Source organism: Hymenobacter sp. 15J16-1T3B, assembly GCF_020711235.1.
GTDB lineage: Bacteria > Bacteroidota > Bacteroidia > Cytophagales > Hymenobacteraceae > Solirubrum.
This window is the reverse complement of the sequence record NZ_JAJFAV010000025.1, coordinates 1-20,219: the sequence shown is the minus strand read 5'-3', so window position 1 is coordinate 20,219 and position 20,219 is coordinate 1. Positions and strand designations below refer to the sequence as shown.

Annotated in this window: 11 protein-coding genes; 3 read left to right on the top strand and 8 right to left on the bottom strand. The window is 65.6% G+C overall.

Annotated elements, in window-relative coordinates:
- Positions 1-31: 31 nt before the first annotated feature.
- Complete coding sequence (locus tag LJ737_RS25790) at positions 32-1,939, bottom strand: DUF294 nucleotidyltransferase-like domain-containing protein (protein ID WP_227769659.1); 1,908 nt, start codon at positions 1,937-1,939, stop codon at positions 32-34.
- Complete coding sequence (locus LJ737_RS25785; protein WP_227769658.1) at positions 1,924-2,637, bottom strand: 3'-5' exonuclease; 714 nt, start codon at positions 2,635-2,637, stop codon at positions 1,924-1,926. The genes LJ737_RS25790 and LJ737_RS25785 overlap by 16 nt, the downstream gene beginning before the upstream one ends.
- Positions 2,638-2,779: 142 nt before the next feature.
- On the opposite strand from LJ737_RS25785, the gene LJ737_RS25780 reads away from it, so the two are divergent.
- Both LJ737_RS25780 and LJ737_RS25775 read left to right on the top strand, forming a co-directional pair.
- On the top strand, positions 2,780-3,901 hold the full coding sequence (locus LJ737_RS25780) for a hypothetical protein (protein WP_227769657.1): 1,122 nt from the start codon (positions 2,780-2,782) through the stop codon (positions 3,899-3,901).
- Between the two features lie 66 nt (positions 3,902-3,967).
- Positions 3,968-4,561 carry a glutathione peroxidase gene (locus LJ737_RS25775; protein ID WP_227769656.1) on the top strand — a complete coding sequence of 198 codons (594 nt, stop codon included), beginning with the start codon at positions 3,968-3,970 and terminating at the stop codon, positions 4,559-4,561.
- Positions 4,562-4,689: 128 nt separating this feature from the next.
- On the opposite strand, the gene LJ737_RS25770 is transcribed toward LJ737_RS25775, so the two are convergent.
- Both LJ737_RS25770 and LJ737_RS25765 read right to left on the bottom strand, forming a co-directional pair.
- Positions 4,690-5,043: a hypothetical protein gene (locus tag LJ737_RS25770; RefSeq protein ID WP_227769655.1), complete on the bottom strand. Its 354-nt coding sequence runs from the start codon at positions 5,041-5,043 to the stop codon at positions 4,690-4,692.
- 183 nt (positions 5,044-5,226) lie between these two features.
- Positions 5,227-7,281, bottom strand: a complete 2,055-nt coding sequence (locus LJ737_RS25765; protein ID WP_227769654.1) for a HelD family protein — start codon at positions 7,279-7,281, stop codon at positions 5,227-5,229.
- Between the two features lie 455 nt (positions 7,282-7,736).
- Here LJ737_RS25765 and LJ737_RS25760 point away from each other — a divergent pair, with 455 nt between their 5' ends.
- Entirely contained in the window at positions 7,737-8,969 is a 1,233-nt protein-coding gene (locus tag LJ737_RS25760; RefSeq protein WP_227769653.1) for an NADP-dependent isocitrate dehydrogenase, read from the top strand.
- Between the two features lie 177 nt (positions 8,970-9,146).
- Here LJ737_RS25760 and LJ737_RS25755 read toward each other — a convergent pair whose 3' ends face one another.
- The 4 genes from LJ737_RS25755 to LJ737_RS25730 all read right to left on the bottom strand — a co-directional run bounded on the left by LJ737_RS25755 (position 9,147) and on the right by LJ737_RS25730 (position 19,885).
- Complete coding sequence (locus tag LJ737_RS25755) at positions 9,147-10,472, bottom strand: glycoside hydrolase family 28 protein (protein ID WP_227769652.1); 1,326 nt, start codon at positions 10,470-10,472, stop codon at positions 9,147-9,149.
- Positions 10,473-10,692: 220 nt separating this feature from the next.
- The gene (locus LJ737_RS27230) at positions 10,693-14,403 is read right to left on the bottom strand and encodes a PKD domain-containing protein (protein ID WP_317206671.1); all 3,711 of its coding nucleotides are present in this window, start codon (positions 14,401-14,403) and stop codon (positions 10,693-10,695) included.
- 781 nt (positions 14,404-15,184) lie between these two features.
- Positions 15,185-16,150, bottom strand: a complete 966-nt coding sequence (locus tag LJ737_RS25735; protein WP_227769651.1) for a helix-turn-helix transcriptional regulator — start codon at positions 16,148-16,150, stop codon at positions 15,185-15,187.
- Between the two features lie 879 nt (positions 16,151-17,029).
- Positions 17,030-19,885, bottom strand: coding sequence for a substrate-binding domain-containing protein (locus LJ737_RS25730; RefSeq protein WP_227769650.1), 2,856 nt, complete (start codon positions 19,883-19,885; stop codon positions 17,030-17,032).
- Positions 19,886-20,219: the final 334 nt, after the last annotated feature.

The window sequence follows — 20,219 nt, the reverse complement described above, 5'->3', positions numbered from 1 at the left end:
GCATGGCATATTTCACCCTGACGCCAGCGCCTCACAGCGCCTTGGTGAAGGCCACCTTTATTTTCACCTGGAAGTCGCCGATGACCTTGAAGATTTCCTTGAGCGTCACCTGCTCCACCTGCGTCAGTGCCTTGGGGTCGAGGTAGTTGGTGGCGGCGCGGCGGTCCGAGATGAGCTGGCGGGCCTGCTTTTTGAGGCGCATGCCCATCAGGTAGTAGTAGGCCTGCAATAGCTCTTCGTACTCGCGCTCCTTGAACACGCCCAGTTCCCGCAGGCGGGCCAGCCGCTCGCCGGTGTTGGTGCCCGGCACCTGGCGCTGCAGGGCGTACACGCGCACCAAATCCACGATCGGGGTCATGGCTTTCTTCAGGTCGAACACCTGCTGGCCTTCCTGGGCGAAGGTGCGGAAGCCGCGGAAGAAGGTCAGCGGGGGCTCGTACTGCAGGGCGTTTTTGGCCATGAAAAACAGGAAGCGCTCCGACTTGCCGGCCTGCAGCTCGTCGCGCACGAAGGCCTGCAGCTCCTGCACCAGCGAGGCGTCGCCGTAGAGGTGGCGGCAATCGAAGAAGGTGGCGAACTGCATCACCGTCTCGGGCACCGACTCGCGGATCCACGCCTGGTAGTTGCGCTTCCAGTGCGAGAGGGAGTGCGTCCACTTCGGATTCTTGGCCATGAAGCCGCCCGTGCAGTAGTGCAGCCCGATGTGGTTCAGCTCGTCGGACACGGCCTCGGCGAAGCGCAGGAAGTAGGCCCTTACCTTCTCGCGCTGCTCGTTGGCCTTGTCCTCGTAGATGATGGCGTTGTCTTGGTCGGTCACCAGGGTCTGCTCCTGCCGGCCTTCGCTGCCGAGCACCATGAAGGCGAAGCGCGCCGGGGCAGGGCCCTGGGCCTCCAGCACGTGCTCGATGACCTTGAGGGCAATGGTATCGGCCACGGTGCTGATGACCTGGTTAACGATTTCGGGCCGCACGCCGCGGGTCAGCAGCTGGTTCACCATGTCGGGCACCATGTCCCAGCGGCGCTTCAGCTCGCGGGTGCTCTGGGCCAGCTTCACGGCCTGAATGAACATAAACGGCGACTGGGCCAGGTCCGAAAGCAGCTTGTTGCGGCTCAGAAAGCCCACGTAGCGCCCCTCGCGCTCCACCAGCAGGTAGCGCGTCTTGGTTTGAAACATGAGCAGGATGGCCTCGTGCACGTAGGCCGAGCTGGCAATGGACACCAGCGGCGTGGCCGCCACCTCCCCCACCGGCCGCGTCGCGTCGAGGCACTTGGCCACCACCGCGTCGCGCAGGGTGATGTCGGTGCAGTAGCCGACGAGGTTGTCGCCGCTTTCGTCGGTCACAAACAGGCAGCTGACCTTGGCCGTGCCCATGCGACGGGCCGCCTGAAAAATGGGCGTGCTGGCCGGCGCCGCCACGATGGGCCGTACTTCCAAGGAGTCGATGCGGCGCGAGAAGAGCTGGTCGGCGACGAGGAAGTTTTCCTCCGGCGGCGAGGCGGGCTTGACGAAGTGCGCGTACTCGTCGTCGAGCATGCGCTGGCCGAAGCGGTGGGTGAAGTACTGGAAAAACGGCTCGTAGGCCAAGCACAGGGCCCGGAAGTCGCGGCGCGGCAGCTGCAGCACCCGGGTGCCGGCGCGGGCCACCACCGTGCGCAGGCTGCGCTTTTTGTTGAGCAAGATGGACATGCCCCCGTAGCAGGTGCCCGGGCCGTAGACCTCGGGCAGGCGCTGGCGCTGCTCGCTGTCGAGGAAAAACGTGTCGTAAGCGCCTTCCACCACGATGTCGAGGTGGCGTAGCTTGGACACGTCTTGCTGGTAGAGCAGGGTTTCCTGGGGGTATTTCACTTCTTCCAGGAGCTCCACCACGCCGGCCAGCACCTCGTCGGGCAGGAAGGCAAAGGGCTCCACGGTGCGCAGGAAGGCTAAACGAGTATCCATAGCAGGGCAAGTAAGAGCAGAACAAGAAGCAAGGCGCCGCCCGCCAACAGCAACGAGCGGGGCAGCCGGACGGCGGGCCGCCGTCCGGTGGGCGGGCGCAGCGGCGGCTGGCCACTGAGGACGGCGGGCGGAATGCGGCCGAGGCGCCGCAGCTCGAAAAAGCAGCGGGCAGTGGCGGCGGCGTCTTCGCGGGCGTCGTGCAGGCGGGGCAAGGGTTGGCCCAGCAGCTGCTCGTGCAGCTCGGAGAGGCGGCGGTACCGGCGGTGGGTGCCGTCGTCGGGTCGGCCGCTGACTTTCATGGTGCAAAACTGCGGCAGCGCGGGCAGTGGATTGGGCAGCCCAGCGCGCTGCAGTGCGGCCCCGATGACGTGGAAATCGAGCTGCAGAAAGTAGCCGACGACCCGCGGCTGAAATTGCGCCAAATCGGCCAGCAGGCGCTGCAGCACCGGACCGGGCGGCTGACCGTGCTGCCGCAGAAACGCAGGCGTGATGCCGTGCACGGCCACCGCCGACGCCGGCATCGAGCCCGCGGGAATCTGCAGGAAGTGGTTTTCCTCCTTCACCAGCTCGCCCGCGCCGGTGTAGACCTGCCAGGCCAACTGCGCCACGTGGGGCCACGGGCCCGCGGCGTAGGGCTGGTCCCAGCGGCGCGGCAGGCCGGTGGTTTCGGTGTCTAGGAAGAGCAGGTAGTCGTCCACGCAGGGAGCTGGGGTAGTCGGTCGGCAGGCCGGCTAAAGGTACGCGCCGCGCGGCCGCCCCGCCCGGCCGGGGTCTAAAAATGCCGGCTTGGGTGGATATTGCGGCCGCTTCTATCCGTTTACCACCTTACCTCCGATTCGCATGCATCGCATTTCGTGGCTATTGGTTTTGCTCGCGCTGCTGGCCGGCGCCTGCACCAAGGAACGCATCAAGGTCGTGACCGAGCCCGCCCGCGCCCGGTCCTGGACGCTGGACTCCTCGCTGACGAGCTACAACCGCATCCTGCTCACCTCCGCCCGCCAAGACGACTCGACCCTGGTGGTGGCCAGCAACACGGCGCTGTGGTATGTAAGGCCCCGTGGGCTCAACCGCGGCATCAACGGCGCCTTCCTGCAGGGCATTCCCACCTACGGCTACCTGGTGGCGCCCACCATCACCCCCGCCGTGGGCACCATTCTCTACGACGCCAACCGCCTCGGCATATTCCTGACGGCCTCGCCGATTTCCAACTTCGGCCGCTTCACCTACGCCCCCACTTATTCCACCGACCCGAACACCAACAAGGCCTTTCCGCTGCCCATCCAGGGCAATTCCGGCTACCCCGTCGTCGACGGGCGCTACGTGCTGGCCCCGACCGAGGGCAACAGCTACTGGCAGCTGGGCAGCGTGCTGCGGGTGGGCCCCATTGCGGGCTTCCGCCCCGGCGAGTCGCTGGAGCTGAAAAACACCCGCCTGTTTACCCTGACGCCCGCGCCGGCCGGGGCCCGGTTTGTGCAGGCGGGCTACTTCGCGGCGGCCTACCACCACAAGTTCTTCGTGTCGATGGGCGGGCAGTTTTTCCGGGTCGATACCACCGGGCGCGTCAAGGCCTTCGGCTACAGCCCGGTGCCCGGCACCAACGCCTACGTCACGCAGATGTTTACCCTGCAAAACCGGCTGTTTGCCGTGGGCAACTCCACGCTGTTTGTCTCCGACGACCAGGGTGAAACCTGGGCGCCGCTGCTGAACCTGAGCGGCACCAACCTGGGCCTGCTCACCTTCCACAACGTGGGCGCGGCGCTTTACGCCACGTTTCAGGCCCAGCTCTGGCGCGTGACGCTCAGCGCCAACAGCCTCGTGCTCAAGGAGCTGGACAATGACGGGCTGGCCACCAACCAGATTACCTCCGTCAACACCTGCGGCAAGTACGCCTTCGTGACCACGCTGGCCGGCTTCTACTACCGCGACACGGCCAGCTTTCAGACGCCCAAGCGCGACCAGTAGCGCGGGCAACCCGGACCGCGCGGTGGCAGTACCTTGCAGGGTTTTTCCACACCTTCTGATTTTGCCATGCCCACGTTCCGCCAAAAACTCCTGAAGCTGCTCTACCCCCTGATCATGCGCCTGAGCAAGTCCAGCAGCCGCGGCAAGGTGCTCGAAAACAAGCAGGGCGCCGCGGCCCCGGCCTCGTTCTACGACCTGGCCGGCACGCTCAACTCGGGCCAGCCCCTGCCCTTTCGCGAGCTGAAAGGCAAGCAGGTCCTGCTGGTGAACACGGCCTCGAACTGCGGCTACACCGGGCAGTACGAGGAGCTGCAGCAGCTGCAGGAGCAGTACGCCGACCAGCTCGTAGTGCTCGGCTTTCCGGCCAACGACTTTGCCGAGCAGGAAAAGGCCGACGACCAGGCCATCAACCAGTTTTGCCAAGTCAACTTCGGCGTGTCGTTCCCGCTGATGAAGAAGAGCGTGGTGGTGAAGCAGCCCCAGCAAAACGCCGTGTACCAGTGGCTCAGCGACGCCCGCCGCAACGGCTGGAACGAGCAGGCCCCCGACTGGAACTTCGCCAAGTACCTCGTCGGGCCCGACGGCCGCCTGACCCACTACTTCGGCCCGGCCGTGTCGCCGCTGAGCCCGGAGGTGACCAGCCACCTCAAGACCCGCTGATTCCGCCGCTTGCCGCCCATGCACAACGGCCCGCCGACTTGCTGTCGGCGGGCCGTTTTGGCTTTCAGTCCGGGCCGCAGGCTGCGGCGGGCTGCATCGGCAACGTGCTAAAACGCTGCTATGAGAGTCTACTGCTCGGCGTCCGCGTCAGCGCCGCCGTCGGCGGGGCTGCGCTGGGTGCCGGGGCGGTGGCCGCTGCCGTAGCGCGGGTCGTCAGACTTCCAGGCGGCGCGCTGCTCGTCGTCATCGGCGTTTTGGGCGGCGGCTACGGCGTCGGGGTTCTGGTTTTGCTCCACGTGGCCGGGCTGCTCGGCGGGGTTGGCCTGCCGGCTTTCCTGGGCGTAGTTTTCGGTGGGCGGGGCATTGGGCTTGCGAAACTCGCTGAACTCGTCGGGGTTATCGTTGGCGCCGCTGTTATGGGGGTTGGCGCGCTGCGGTTCGTTGGTCGGGGTGGGCTGGGGGTTATCGGGCGTGGTAGCCATGAGCGAAGGAGGGTGTGGTACGAAGAACTACCGCCGGCGGCTGCCGAGGCAACACCGCCCGGCCGGTACTCCTCATACGGGCCAATGCCGAGCTTGGCTACACGGCCGCCCGCCGCCGCCTTGGTTGCCGCGCCCCCGACCGCCCCGCCGCCACCCGGGCTACTGCCGGGGCCCGCGCCGGCCCTACCCGGCGGCCGTCAACAACGCGGTCAGCTCGCCCGTGTACGTCAGCGTGAGCTGGTGCATGGCGCGGGTGCAGGCCACGTAGAGCATGCTCCGGTCGACTTCCGACTGGTAATTCCGGGCCGACGCGAAGGGCACCACCACCGCGTCGAATTCCAGGCCCTTGGCCAAATGCGCCGTGGTGATGACCGCGCCCTCCTTGAACAAGGTGGAGTCGGCCGTGAGCAGGTGCACGTCGTCGGCTTGCAGCGCCTGGTGCAGCTGCCGAGCCTGCCGCAGGGTTTTGCAGATGATACCGAGGGAATGGTTGCCCGAGCCGGCAAAGTCGGCCACGAGCTGCCGCACGGCCGCCACCTCTTCCTCGCGGCTGCCGAAGCCCCGCATGGCCGGCGCCGCGCCGTGCCGCTCCAGCGGGATGATGTGCGGGTTCGGGGTGATGCGCTGGGCAAAGGCTGTAATTTCCAGCGTGGATCGGTAGCTGCGGTAGAGCTTGACCACCTCGGCCTGCGGAAACACGCGCTCAATGGTTTCGGCCGACGAGGAGCTGTACGGGTTCACCGTCTGGCTCACGTCGCCCAGGATGGTCTTGCGGCAGTGGAAGAGGCGCGAGAGCACCGCGTACTGCACCGGGGTGTAGTCCTGCATTTCGTCCACCAGCAGGTGCTTCACGTGCTCGTAGCCGCTGAGGCCTTCCAGCCGGATGCGCAGGTAGATCAAGGCAAACACGTCGGCGTACTCCAGGGGCCGCCCGTGGTCGAATTTGAGCAGCTCGGGCCGGCCAACCCAGCGGTAAAAGTCGCGGTAGAAGTCCAGCACGTTGTTGAAGCGGAACATGCGCGGAATGCCCTCCCCGATGGCGGCTTTTTCGCCGCCGGTGAGCTTGCGGTCGGCTTTGTCGCGCACGTAGGCCCGCACGTCGTTGGCCACCTGCCCGAAGCGCTTCAGCAGCGGCACGCGGTGGTAAGCCTTGAACTTCTGCTGAATAAACACGCCCGGCACCACGGTGCGGCCCACCCGCAGGTCGGCCACGCTGAAGTAGTTGTTTTCGATGTGGAGCAGGTACTGGTTGAGCTGGGCCAGAAACTCAAACGAGGACTTAAACTGCATCCGCTCGATAAAGGCCGCGTCGTGGGTTTCCAGCAGGGACGTCACCTGCTCGAAAAAGGTCTGAAACGGCTGCTGGGGCCCCAGCAAATCGGCCGCCAGTTCCTCCATGCCCGTTTCCGGAATGTGCTCCTCACCCAGCTCGGGCAGCACGTTGGAAATGTAGTCGGCGAAGACCTTGTTGGGAGAAATGATCAGAATGTCCTGGGCCCGGATGGTGTCGCGGAAGCGGTAGAGCAGAAACGCAATGCGGTGCAGGGCAATGGAGGTCTTGCCCGAGCCGGCCACGCCCTGAATGACCATCACCGGCGCCGTTTCGTTGCGAATCACCGCGTTCTGGTCGCGCTGAATCGTGGCCACGATGGTCTTCATCTTGTCGTCGGCGGCCTTGGCCAGCTCGCGCTGCAGCACGTCGTCGTGGATGTTCACGCCGCTGTCGAGCATAAACTCCATTTTGCCGTCCCGGATCTTGTACTGCCGCTTCAGCTCGATGCGGCCCGGCACCTCGCCCGAAGGCGACGTGAACGAGGCCTCGCCCAGCTCGAAGTCGTAGAACAGGGAGGAAATCGGGGCGCGCCAGTCGTAAATCAGGTTGCGGCGCTGCGTCTCGTCGAGGAAGGAGTGCACGCCGATGTAAACCGGCGCGGCCGCCTGCCCCCGGGCGCCAAAGTCGACGCGGCCGAAGTACGGGGACTGCAGCAGCTTGAGCAGGCGGCGCTTGCGGGCCACGGCGCCCTCGCCGGTGTAGGCCATGCGGTTGATGGACTGCTCGGCGGCCACCATGTCCGCGTCGTCGAGGCTGGACTGGTGCTCGTGCAGGTACTGCTTTTTCTGCCGCAGCTCGTCGGAAAACTGCCGCACGGCGTCGTCGACGCGGCGGATGGCCAGCGTGATGCTTTCCTTGACCTCTTCCAGGTAGGCTCGTTCTTCGGGTTCGGTGGCGTGTTGCACGGGTGACGCTAAGGAAATGGACCTCAAAGGTGGCGCAAAATTGCCGTTTGGCGCTCAACTGGTGCCGACAGCGCCGGATTCGCCGGTTAGCTGGAAAGTCGCTCGCAATAATAAGGGCGTCCTGCTGAGCTTGTCGAAGCATCTCTACCGCTTCGTCCGGCTCCCCCTCTCTTTTCGGAGAGGGGGCCAGGGGTGAGGCGCACATTGGGCGCAATGAAACACGCGAGATGTCTCGGCTTCGCTCAACATGACGTTCTAAGGCTTCCGGCTAGACCCTATCCTAACATCCGGCCGCGCGGCTTGCACGTTGGCTATCAGGGCTTGGCGCTTCTATTGTGCGCGCGGGCGCGGTCGGGCGGCAATTCTGCCTTAAGTTTAGCCCCGCAAACGGCGCGTGCGCCGCTGCTCACCGAAACTCAACGGTTGGGATGAACCTCAGCCACAGCTCAAAGCTCATGTCCAAAATCAAGGTTGCAAACCCCGTAGTGGAACTGGATGGCGACGAAATGACGCGCATCATCTGGAAATTCATCAAAGACAAGCTGATTACCCCGTACCTGGACCTGGACATCAAGTACTACGACCTGGGCATCGAGTACCGCGATGAAACCAACGACCAAGTAACCATCGACGCGGCCAACGCCATCAAGCAGTACGGCGTGGGCATCAAGTGCGCCACCATCACCCCCGACGAGGAGCGCGTGAAGGAGTTTGGCCTGAAGCAGATGTGGAAGTCGCCGAACGGCACCATCCGCAACATCCTCGACGGCACCGTGTTCCGCGAGCCTATCGTGACGCAGAACGTGCCGCGCCTGGTGCCGAACTGGACCGCCCCCATCTGCATCGGCCGCCACGCCTTCGGCGACCAGTACCGCGCCACCGACTTCGTGACCAAGGGCAAGGGCAAGCTCACCATCACCTTCCAGCCCGAGGACGGCGGCGATGCGCAATCGTTTGAGGTGTACAACTTCAAAGGCGACGGCGTGGCCCTGGCCATGTACAACACCGACGAGAGCATCCGCGGCTTCGCGCACGCCTGCTTCAACCAGGCCCTGATGAAAGGCTGGCCCCTGTACCTCTCGACCAAGAACACCATCCTGAAAAAGTACGACGGCCGCTTCAAGGACATCTTCCAGGAAATCTACGAGCAGGACTACCAGGAGAAGTTCAAGGCCGCCGGCATCACCTACGAGCACCGCCTGATCGACGACATGGTGGCCTCGGCGCTGAAGTGGAACGGCAACTTCGTGTGGGCCTGCAAAAACTACGACGGCGACGTGCAGAGCGACACCGTGGCGCAGGGCTTCGGCTCCTTGGGCCTGATGACCTCCACGCTGGTGACGCCCGACGGCAAGACCATGGAAGCCGAAGCCGCCCACGGCACCGTGACGCGCCACTACCGCGACCATCAGAAAGGTAAGCCCACCTCCACCAACCCGATTGCCTCCATCTTCGCCTGGACGCGCGGCCTGGAGTTCCGCGGCAAGCTCGACGGCAACCAGGAGCTCATCGACTTCTGCCACGCCCTGGAGCAAGTGTGCATCGAAACCGTGGAAAGCGGCAAGATGACCAAGGACCTGGCTGTCTGCATCCACGGCAACAAAGTGGAGCACGGTCGCGACTACCTCTACACCGAGGAGTTCCTGGAAGCCCTGGACACCAACCTGAAAGCCAAGCTCGGCCGCTAGGCCCCCGGCGCTCAAACCAAAAGCGGCCCACCCGGTAATCGGGTGGGCCGCTTTTGGTTTGAGGTGCACCAAATCAGTTTACCGGAACGTCATTCCGAGCGCAGTCGAGGACTCTTGCGTGCTGACGCCAAGCGCCCCCTCTCCTTTTTCAGATAGGGGGCCGGGGGCGAGGTGCCCCTAGTCCGGCTTCAGGGGCGTTACGGCCGCGCCTTCGGCCGGGGCGGCCGTGAGCGGCGCGCCGTTGAGGGTGACGTCGTTGAATTTCACCTGCGGGTACTTGTTCACGAAGGCCGCCGTCTGGGCCGTGGCGTCCACGTGGTTGAAGCTGATGTTCGAGACCTTATCGGCGGGGTTGCCGTTGAGCACCGCGAACTGCTTGCACTGCACCTTCACGTTGGAAACGCTGACGTTGCGAATGGTGCCGAAAGGCTTTTCCGTGCTGCCTTTCATGTCGAAAAACTGCGTCCAGGGCGAGAGCGTGACGATGGTGCCGCACTTGCCGGTGACGTTGTCCACGGTGATGTTTTCGTAGAGCTGGTAGGTATCGGGGCGCATTTTGAAGAGCAGCAGCGGCCGGTCGTTGTCCACCTTGCAGTTGCGCACGGTGATGCGGTTGGCGTGGATACACTCGCTGCCGCAGGTGACGGCCGCGTGCACTTCCCCGAAGGTGCAGCCCTCAATCAGCACGTCCTCGACGGGCCCGTTTTCCGGCAGTTTCTGGGCCGTGGGCCCTTTGCCGCCCTTCATCACGATGCCGTCGTCGTTGACGGAAATGTAGCAGTTGCGCACGGTCACTTTCCGGCACGCGTCGATGTCCACCGCGTCGGTACTCGGGGCCTTCACCGGCCGAAACGGGGAGCGAATGTCGCAGCCCTCCACGAGCACGTTGGTGCACTGGTAGAGGTGGGTGGTCCAGAAGCCCGCGTTGTGCAGCTTCACGTCCTTGATGGTGACGTCCTTGCAGCCCCAGATAAAGAGCAGGCGCGGGCGGTGCACTTCCAGGTTGGTCGACGACTTGCCGACTTGCTTCATTGAGTCGCGGTGCGCCCAGAAGTTTTTCCAAAAGCGCAGCCCGTTGCCGTCGATGGTGCCCGGACCCGTCACCCGGAAGTTGTTGACCTTGTAGGCGTTGACCAGCGCCGCGTAGTAATCCAGGCTCTGCCCCTCCATGCGCGACGGAATCAGCGGGTAGTGGGCAATGTTGTCGGAGCCCTTGAGCTTGGCGCCGGCCTGCAGGCGCAGCTGGGTGTTGGGCTTGAAAAACAACGCCCCGCTGAGAAACACGCCCTTGGGAATCACCACCGTGCCCCCGCCGCCGGCGCTGGCCTGGTCGATGGCGCGCTGAATGGCGGCGGTGCTGAGCTGGGTGCTGTCAGAGCCCGCCCCGTAGTTGGTGATGACGTAGTCTTTGGGAGCCGCGCCGGTCGGGGTCGGCAGGTCGGGCCGGAAGGGCAGAGCAAAGGCCGTGAGGGCCAGCGGGAACAGGGCAAGCAGTGCTTTCATGGCGCAGGTCGGTGGGTGGACGGCGCAAAAAAGCAGTTTCGCCGCGCGCGACTGTTCTGTACTGACCTGCCAGAAGCGAAAACCAAACGCGCTGCGGACGGCGCGGGTGCCGCCGGCCCCAACAGCGCTGCCAGCTAACGGCTCCAGTTGCACGTACGGCCGCACCCAGGGAGTTACCCAAAACTCCTCGGGTGCGGCCGTTCCTTCCTATTCTGAATAGCTACTCGCGCAGCAACTTGATGTGCAGCGGCCGGCCAGCGCATTCCAGCCGCAGGTAATACACGCCGGCCGTGCGCAGCTGCGGCGCCAAGTCCAGCGCCACGACGGTGCCGGCCGGCCGGCGGGGAAGCTTGCCCGCGGCGAGTTGGGTGCCTAGGGCCGACACCAGGGTGTAGCGCACGTCCTCGGCAAAGGCCGGCGGCAGCACCAAGCTGAAGCGCCCGTCGGCGGACGGATTGGGGTACAGCTGTAGCCCGGCCTCGGCTGACAGCCCCGTTTCCCGGGCCGTCGTGCCGGCGGCCGGCTGGGTGCCCCGGTTGGCGGCGCTTTGCTGCCAGAGTTCAATGCCCGAAATATTGGCCGTGCCCCCGGTGCTGGCCAGCTGCACCTGCCCGCCGCCGACGGCCACCGGCCAGGGCCCGAGCCGGGCCCAGGTGCCGGCCGGGCCGCTGTTGCGGTTGCTCACCACGGTTTGCCCGTTGAGCAGCAGCGAGTACACCTCCGCGTTGTTGTCCTCGAACACGTAAGCGTACACCTGGTAATTGCCCGCGGGCACGGCCGTCAGCGTCACGCTCACGCTGCCCGGGTAGTTGTACACAAACGACCGGATCATGGCTGCCCGCGTCGCGTCGGTGGCGGGTATCAGCGTCACCGAAGGCGTGCTCAGCGGCGTGCCCACGTACGAGTAGTTGGGTGCCGTCGAGCCGGCCCAGGCGTTGCCGTCCAGCGTGATGGCCGAGCCGTTCAGGTTCACCGCCCGGTAGAAGACGTAGCTGCCGGTGGGCGGCGTCGAGGTGACGGTCACGGTGAAGGTTTCCTCATCGGTCAGCACGGGCGCGCCGTTGTCGCTCACGCGCACCGTGACCGGGAAGCTGCCCGTAGCGGCGGGCGTCCAGCTGAAGGCGCCGGTGCTGGCGTTGATGCTGGCCCCGGCGGGCACCGTGCCGGTCAGGGTGTACGTCAGGCTCTGCCCGGCGTCGGGGTCGGTGGCCGAGGCGGTGAAGGTGAGCGGCTGGCCCACCACGGCGCTTCGGTTGCCGATGGCGGCCAGCACCGGCGGCTGGTTGGCTGGGGCCGTGCCGCCCTGCTGCCACAGTTCCATGCCGGAGAAGTTGGCCGTGCCGCCGGTGGCGGTGAACTGCACCGCGCCGGTGGCGCTGAGCGTAACCGGGTACGGCCCGAGCCGGGCCCAGGTGCCGGCCGGGCCGCTGTTGTAGTTGCTGAGCACGGTTTGCCCGTTCACGGCCAGGCTGAACACTTCCGGGTTGTTGTCCTCCCACACGTACACGTAGGCCTGGTACGAGCCCGCCGGCACGGCCGTAAACGAGGCGGTGAGGCTGCCGGCGCGGTACACCATGTCGCGGATCATGGAGGCGCGCGTCGCGTCGGTGGCCGGTATCAGCGTCACCGATTGGTTGCTCCAGGTGCTGCCGTTGGTGGTGTAGTTGGGCGCCGTCGAGCCGGCCCAGGCGTTGCCGTCCAGCGTCAGCGCGCCGCCGTTCAGGTTCACGGCCCGGTAAAACGTGTAGGCCGGCACCGTGCTGCAGTCGGGGTTCAGGCGCACTTCCTGCTTGGTCGAGAGGCCGCCGGCGTCGGTCACCGTCAGCTCGATGCGGTAGTAGTACGTCTCGGCCCCGCAGCCCAGCGGCTCGATGGTCGTCGTGGTTTGGGGCGCCGTGTCGATGGGCTCGGGGTGCTCGTGGCTTTCGTGGTGCAGAAAGGTTTGCCAGGCGTAGCTCAGCTGGCTGGCGCTGTGCTCGGCATCGGTCACGGTGGCGCGCAGGTTGTAGGTGGTGGGGCCGGTAAGCGGATACAGCGTGTTGTTGGCCGGGCTGGTGATGGTCACCTGCGGCGGGGTGTTGTTCACCGACACGGCTAGCGTGGCCTGCCCGGTGGCGCCCTGCGGATCGGTCACGGTGAGCGTGATGGTGTAGCTGGTGGGCGCGCTGGTGCCCGGCGAGAAGACGTGGCTGGGGTTCTGCAGGGTGCTGGTGCTGCCGTCGCCGAAGTTCCACAAGTAGCTCAGGGTCTGCCCGTCCGGATCCGACGAAGTGTCGCCGCGAAACGCCACGCTCAGCGGGGCGGGGCCGTAGCGCTTGTCGGCCGTAGCCACGGCCAGCGGCGCCCGGTTGCTGGTGGCGCTGTAGGTAATCTTCCGAATTTCATCGGGGAAGTTGGCGTAGTACAGGGCCTGCTCGGTGGGGTGCACGGCCATGCCCACCACCACGGCCCCGGTGTTGACGAAGTCCCGCACCGCCGTGGGGTTGTCGGCGCCGTCCACGGTCAGGTTGCGCATCCATCCGCTGACGTAGTCCCCGAAAAAGTAGGTATTCTGGTAGCCCGGGAAGTTGCTGAACGGGTAAAAAAAGCCGCCCACCGAGGCGCTGCCCCCGAATTGCGGCCCCGTAACCGGGGAGCCCGCCGCGCCGATGTTAACCGTGGCGGCCGTGCTGCCGCTGAAGATGCCCGTGCGCGAAGGCCCTTCGGTGTGGCCCCAGTCGATCAGCGGCCGGGTGTGCACGAAGGTGGGAATGGAGGACGGAATGGTTCGGGCCCGTTTGCACGGGTTGCTAAACGTGGCCGTACCCGTCGGGGTGGCCTGCTTGATCAGGTCCTGAAAGTTGAAGTATTGCTGATTGCAGCCGCCGGTATTGTAGAGGGGGTTGGGCGCCTCCTGGTTGGCGGTGGGGTGGTTCATGAACGGGGTGTGCTCGGTGAGGCCCTCGAAGAGCGGCCAGCCCAGGTTCTGGCCCTTGCGGCTCACCACGCTGATTTCCTCCCAGGTCCGGTAGCCCACGTCGCCGATGTAGAGGATGCCGGGGTTGCCGGCCGTCGGGTCGGTGCTGCCGGTGCCGGGCTTCAGACTCATGCGGAAGGGGTTGCGCAGCCCCAGCGCCCAGACGCGCGACTTGGGCGAGCTGGGCGCGGCCGCGTCGTAGAACGGGTTGCTGGGCAGGCCGGCGCCGCTGAGGGGGTCGATGCGCAGGATTTTGCCGCTGAGGCAGGTGACCATCTGCGCCCGAAACGACCCCACGTTTTCGCGGGGCAGGATGATGCCGTCGGCCAGGGCCTGGGCGTAGGACGTGGCCCCGTAGCTGCCAAAATCCGTGTCGCCGCCGTAGGCCCCGTCGCCGGTGGAGATGAGCAGCGTGCCGTCGGTGCCGAACACCAGCGAGCCGGTAACGTGGCTGCGGTCCGTCGACGGAATGCCGGTGGTTTTGGTAGCGCCGATAAGAATGGTGCGGCTGGCCGGATTGACGGTGTAACCGCCTGTGGTGCGCGTGGCCGTGTAGCGCGTGAGCCGGCCGATGGTGGCACTGAAGTAGTCGTTGGTGGTCGGGCTGTAGGCAGCGGTGCCGTAGTTCATCAGGTGGTGCCGGTCTACCAGATACAGCAGGTAGAAGTAGCCGTTGGAGTCGAACTGCGGGTGCAAGGCAAAGCCCAGCAGGCCGTGGTCGTTCCAGCCGCCCACCTCCTCGCTGATGTCGAGCAGCAACTGGCGCTGGCCGTTTTCAACCACCCACACCTTGCCCGGTCGTTCCCAGACAAACATCTGCGTGCCCGCGTTATTGAAGGCCATGCCCACCACCTCGTTCCACTGGGTGGATACCGTGGTGGAAACAAACCCGGCGGGCGGCGCCTGGGCCCGCAGCGGCACCCGCCCGGCCAGCAGACACCCCAGTAACAAGCAAAGCAAGTACGTGTGTTTCATCGCGTTTCCCGTAAAAAGTCAGACTCCACAAACACAAAGCCGTCAGCAGCCCAAGAAGGCATTGACGAACCGACCCTCCGATTCAGCAAATCGGTGGCAAAGCGTATTCTGCTCGTCGCAAGCCTGGTTCCTGCGTTTTTCCGGACGCACAGAACGCAGATGCATCATCTGGAGGCGGTGGAGGGCAACCAGATAGCAGCGGGTTGTAGCAACGGCTTCCTAGTGGGGCCAAGCCAAGCATCTACAAGCCGCCGCAGTGAGCGGGATAAGATATCAAAACACCGACGGAATACCTTGATTATTTATAATTTTTTATTCGTATTATTTTATAATTCAAAGAAGCACTAACGTCCGCACAGCGTACTTCGCACGAACCGGCAGCCACATTCCCTGCAAAACGCAAACCACGTGGCCCTCAACAAGCTGAGCTAGAGGCTCCACGCCGAAGTTGCCTGGGAACCAGCCGTGTACGTATTCTGCGTCTGCATTCAACCAGCCTGGCCAGGCAAGGGGTGTTTCTGGCTCACCAGACCCGCTTGCAAGCCCTCCGCCTTTTCCTCACTCGCCATCGGGCCGCGCATTATTCGTCTGCTTGAATCCCAACCTAGCAAAAGCCTGGCCGCTAGTCTTCGGTGCGTGTTCTTCTATCCTTCGGCTCAAAAAAACGCCCCATCTCTGCTGCAGAAATGGGGTGTTTAATCATGCTGGCGCTAACCACATGGGGACGAGCAACTGAGCGGGTACAGCGGAATCCTCCCTGATCCGCGGCTGTCAGCCGCTCTCACGCCGTTTCTCGATTGAGGTGACGGCGTTGCTGGGAGGGACTGTACCCGGTGCGGAGGCGGAAAAAGCGGGCGAAATAGGTAGCGCTGGCGAAGCCGAGCAGGCGGGCCAGCGCGTGCACGGGCCGCCCGTCGCGCGCCAGCAGCTCGGCGGCGGCGCGGGCCAGCGCGTCGTGGGCCAGGGTGCCGGCCGAGCGGCCGGTGTGGCGGCGCACCGCGTCGTTGAGGTGGTTCTGGCTCACGCCCAGCCGGCGGGCGTAGGCGCGGATGCTGCCCTGGCGGACGGGCTCGCCCGCGCGTGCCGGCGCCAGGTCCTCCTCGAGCAGCGCCAGGAAAGCAGCCGTCAGGCGCTGGCCGGCGGAGTGCAGCGGGCCGGCCGGCAGGCCTTCGCGGTAGAAGAACGCCGCGCGCAGCAGCAACAGGCTCAGTTGCGCCCGCAGCAAGGGGGCCGCTTCGGCGGGCTCGGCTTGGGCATCGTCGGCCATGTGCTCGAACAACTCCAGAAAATAGCGCCCCGCCTCGGCGGGCAGGGTCAGCGCCGTGGCGGCGCTGGGGCCCGCGAAGAAAGGCAGGCTGCGCAGCAGGGTTTTGTCTTCGCGGTCGGCCAGCAGAAAGGCCTCGGTGAACGCGCAGAAGTAGCCCTGCCGGGCGGCCGGACCCGGCTGCCAGGTCGCCAGCGCCGCCGGGCCCAGAAAGCAGAGCGCCTGGTCGCGCACGTAGAAGGTTTCGCCGCCGATGCGGTGCAGCCCCTCCCCTTCCGTCACCATAAACACCAGGTAGAGCGGGGGGCGGCGGGTGCTGGGTAGCGCCTGCCAGCGCAGCAAGAAGTCGGCGTGCCGGTGCAGTTCAACTACTTCGGCCGCGGGCTGGCCGTGCGGCGGCTCCACGGCAGGTAGAGTGTGCGGAGCAAAGCGAAGCGGCGGCAGCGAGGCCACCCGGGGAGCTTCGAGAGCGGAATACATCATCAAGGGAAGGGTGGGAAATGGAAGACGAAAGCGCGGGCTCGGGTTGGTGGGCCCAGCACGACCCGGCAGCGGTGGCGTTCCAGGAGCTGGTTGCCGCGCCCGAATGCTGTCGGCCTGACTGGTGACTCGGGCCCGCGTAGCGCAGCCAGCCCGGCTACCTGCTTGCGGCCCACGTCGCTGGGGTTACCGCGGGCGGGCTTAGCTGCTGCCCGGGGTTTCCAAGTGTTGGAGTGGCATCGGCGAAGTGCCAGCCTATCAAATGTCTTAGCGGGTCCGGTATTCCTCTTTCTGATTTTCAACAGAGGCCGTTCATTCGCCACTTATTTTGTAGCGCTTTACAAATCAGTAGTTTACTAACCACACCATTTGTGCATCCAAGCACCCGTTTTCGTTTTTAGAACAAGACTGTCACAAAACTTTTAGCGCACGTACGCCCCAATCACACAACCCCGGCTTCCCACCCCCGCTTACCGATGCCCGTCCTCGTGCCGGGGCCAGCTACGGCCGCACCAGCTGGCGTGAGCAGCCGTTGCCCCGCCTATTCTGGCGGACTCAGGCCTGATGCAGAAACGTATGTGCAGGTCTCGTCGTGGAGCGTGCCCCGCGCCGCGCAAGACAGGCGCGGCGCTGCACCTGTGCTGTTTCAAAAACCTATACAGCAGCCCGTCGGGGCACGACACCCGGGCGCTACGGCGCCTGGCCGCGGCTGGTCGTGAACGGTTCTTACTGGGTCAACAAACAGCCCGGCCCCGCGCCACTTTTGCCGCGGGGCCGGGCCGATGTAACCGTGGTTTGAGCTTGTGGCTACTACCCCATCCCAGTGACGGACCACTGCTGCGCCTAGTCGGGCTTTGCCCCAAGCGGCTCCGCGTACTGGCGTTACTGGGCGGTGTGCTGGGAGCGGTATTCAGAGGGCGAGAGGTTGTAGCGGGCCCGGAAGCTGCTGGAGAAATACGACGGCGTGGAGTAGCCCAGCTCGTAGGCCACGTCGGTGATGGAGCGGGACTCGTCGAGCAGCAGCTCCGCGGCCTTCACCAGGCGCCGGCCTTGGATAAACTCCGTCACGCCCGTGCCCAGCAGGGCTTTCACCTTGCGGTAGAGCTGCATGCGCGTCAGGCCCAGCAGGCGGGCCACGTCCTCCACGCCCAGGCTGGCGTCGTTCAGGTGCGCCTCCACGGTGGCCGTCAGGTTCACGACGAACTGCTCATCGGGCGTCAGGGCGGGCTCATCCAGGCGGAACTCCCGGCGGAAATGCTCGCGCTGCCGGGCGCGGTTGGCCAGCAAGGTGCGCACGCTTTCGAGCAAAAAGGCGGGGTTGAAGGGCTTGGTCAGGTACACGTCGGCGCCGGCCTGCACGCCTTCCACCTGCTGCTCGGCCGCGCCGCGCGCCGTGAGCAGGATGACCGGGATGTGCGAGGTGCGCCAATCGGCGCGCAACTGCTGCACCACCTGCAGCCCGCTCAGGCCCGGCATCATCACGTCGCACACCACCAGGTCGGGCAGCAGCTCGGTGGCCAGCCGGAAGCCCGTGTGGCCGTCGGTGGCGCTCTGCACCCGGAAATCCGCGCCCAGCTTACGCACCAGAAAGTCGTTGACTTCCTGGTTGTCTTCGATGACGAGCACCAGCGTTTCACTGTCGGCGCTGGCCGGCGTTTCGGCGGCCGGCAGCAGCTCCACCAGCGCGTCCGCCGGTTCGTGGAGCCCGGGCGCTGCCTCGGTGGCGTGGCTGGCCAGCAGCTCGGCGGGCAGTTCGCGCGGCAGCGTCACGGTGAAGGTGCTGCCCTTGCCCGCCAGGCTGCTGAACGTGAGCTGGCCCTGGTGAAGGCGCACCAGCCCGTGGGCCAGCGCCAGCCCGATGCCCGAGCCCTTGGCCCCGGCCGCCGGCTCGCCCTGGTAAAACCACTCGAAAATGTGCGCCCGGTCCTGCTCCGAGATGCCGCGCCCGGTGTCGGCGATGCTCACCGCCACCGCCCGGCCGCCCTCGGCGGGCTGCAGGCTGATGGTAATCGTGCCGCGGTCGGGGGTGAATTTCACGGCGTTGGAGAGCAGGTTGAAGAACACCTTGTCCAGGATGTTGCCGTCGAACCAAGCCACGAGCTGCGGCTCGGGACTGACGAGCCGCAACTCGACGCCGCGCAGCTGGGCGGGCTTTTCGAACAGCTCGACAATCTCGCGCACGAAGCCCACCAAATCCCCCTGCGTGGCGCGCACGGCCGTTTTGCCCACTTCCATTTTGCGGAAGTCCAGCAGTTGCGCCACCAGTTGCAGCAGCCGCTGGGTGTTGCGGCGCACTAGCGCCAGGTCCTGGCGCTGTGCCTCGCTGAGCACGGCGCCGCTGGTGAGCAGCTCTTCCACCGGCCCCAGAATGAGGGTCAGCGGGGTGCGCAGCTCGTGCGACAGGTTGGTGAAGAAGCGCAGCTTGGCTTCCGTGTCGGCCTGCGCCTGCTGGGCCAGGGCTTCGAGCTGGTTGCGCTGGGCCCGGATTTCCTCGTTTTGCAGCAGCAGCTGGCGGTTGATCCGGTCGTTTTCCGCGTTCTGGCTGACCAGCTGCCGGTTGATGCGGTCATTCTCCTGGTTCTGGCTGGCCAGCTCCCGGTTGATGTTGTCGTTTTCCGCGTTCTGCAGAGCCAGCTGGCGGTTGATTTGCCGGTTGTGGCGGGCCGAGCGCCAAGCCACTGCGCCCAGGGCCAGGGCCCCGATCAGCGACGCCAGCAAGCCGTAGAGGGCCGTTTGCTGCGCGGCGTAGGTGTGCTGCAGGCGCTGCAACAGCTGCTGCTGCCGCTCGATGTCGTGCTGCTGGCTCATCATGCGCCCCACTTGGTGCCGCATCGTCGCCGCGTTGGTCGAGTCGATGACCATGGTGCCCAGGATGTTTTCCCGCTTGAAGGGCTGGTGGTTCAGGATGCTGGCGGCCGTGCGGATGGCGTCTTCGCCCGCGGGCGGAAACAAGAGCGAAGCCGTCAGCTCGCCTTGCTGCACCAGCACCGGCTCGAGCCCGTCGACGCCGATGATGCGCACTTGCCGGGTGCGGCCCAGGCGCCGCAGCACTTCGGCCGCGCCTTGGCCCATCCGGTCGTTGTGGGCGAAGATGAGCGTCGTCTCGGGGTGGGCCTGCAGGGCCTTGGCCAGCGGGAGTTGCAGGCCCTTTTGGTTCCAGTCGCCGTCGATTTGGGCCACCAGGGGCATGGCGGGAAACGCGGCCAGGGCCTGGCTGAAGCCTTTGTGGCGGTTTATCGTCGTTGGCGAGCGGGCCGCGCCCAGGATTTCGATGACGCCGCCCCGCTCGTGGAGCAGGCGCGCCGCGTACCGGGCAGCCGTGCGCCCCACGTCGAGGTTGTCGCCGCCCACAAACGCGGTGTAGTGGTCGGAGTTGATGCGCCGGTCGAGCAGCACCACCGGGATGCCGCGCTGGTACACCTCCTCGATAACCGGGGTCAGGGAGGCCGATTCGTAGGGCGAGACGATAAGCAAATCGATGCCCTCGCGCAGCAGCTGCCGAATCTGCTGCTGCTGCCGCTGGCTGTTGTCGCGCGCGTCCATCACCCGCAGCTGCAGCTCGGGGTGAAAGTTCAGCTCCCGCTCCATGCCCGCCGACACGGCCTGCCGCCAGGTGCCCGCGGTGCTGCACTGCGCAAACCCGACGCGGTAGACGCGCGGTGTCGACGGCCCGCTGCAAGCCGACAGCAGCAACAACAGCAAGGGTGCCAGGCACCACAAGAAGCGAGGTAAAGCCATTTCTGCCAGTAAAATAGGGGGCGCGACTCGGCAACTGAGCGACTGGCCCTGCCTACCAAATATAGCCAATGCGGGTTAGGGCTGCGTGATTAGCGGCTTGGCCAGTCCCTTTCGCTGCTAGCCAAAGGATGACAGACAACTTACCTGCTGGCCTTGCCGACTGCCAAGGCAACGCCGAATCAGCGGCCGCTTATTTCGTGGCGACCTTGCTGGCAGCTTCCACGATGCGGGCGGCTACCTTATAGTGCTGCCACAACCGCTTGTGCGTGACCATCCGGCGGCAACCCGGCCACGCCGCCGGCGAGCCTACCCGCCGCTTGATGCAGGAGGCTCG

Bases quoted from the DNA above. Each gene is read 5' to 3' on its own strand.
- LJ737_RS25790 (WP_227769659.1), bottom strand. From the start codon at position 1,939: ATGGATACTCGTTTAGCCTTCCTGCGCACCGTGGAGCCCTTTGCCTTC.
- LJ737_RS25780 (WP_227769657.1), top strand. From the start codon at position 2,780: ATGCATCGCATTTCGTGGCTATTGGTTTTGCTCGCGCTGCTGGCCGGC.
- LJ737_RS25775 (WP_227769656.1), top strand. From the start codon at position 3,968: ATGCCCACGTTCCGCCAAAAACTCCTGAAGCTGCTCTACCCCCTGATC.
- LJ737_RS25770 (WP_227769655.1), bottom strand. From the start codon at position 5,043: ATGGCTACCACGCCCGATAACCCCCAGCCCACCCCGACCAACGAACCG.
- LJ737_RS25760 (WP_227769653.1), top strand. From the start codon at position 7,737: ATGTCCAAAATCAAGGTTGCAAACCCCGTAGTGGAACTGGATGGCGAC.
- LJ737_RS25755 (WP_227769652.1), bottom strand. From the start codon at position 10,472: ATGAAAGCACTGCTTGCCCTGTTCCCGCTGGCCCTCACGGCCTTTGCT.
- LJ737_RS27230 (WP_317206671.1), bottom strand. From the start codon at position 14,403: ATGAAACACACGTACTTGCTTTGCTTGTTACTGGGGTGTCTGCTGGCC.
- LJ737_RS25735 (WP_227769651.1), bottom strand. From the start codon at position 16,150: ATGATGTATTCCGCTCTCGAAGCTCCCCGGGTGGCCTCGCTGCCGCCG.
- LJ737_RS25730 (WP_227769650.1), bottom strand. From the start codon at position 19,885: ATGGCTTTACCTCGCTTCTTGTGGTGCCTGGCACCCTTGCTGTTGTTG.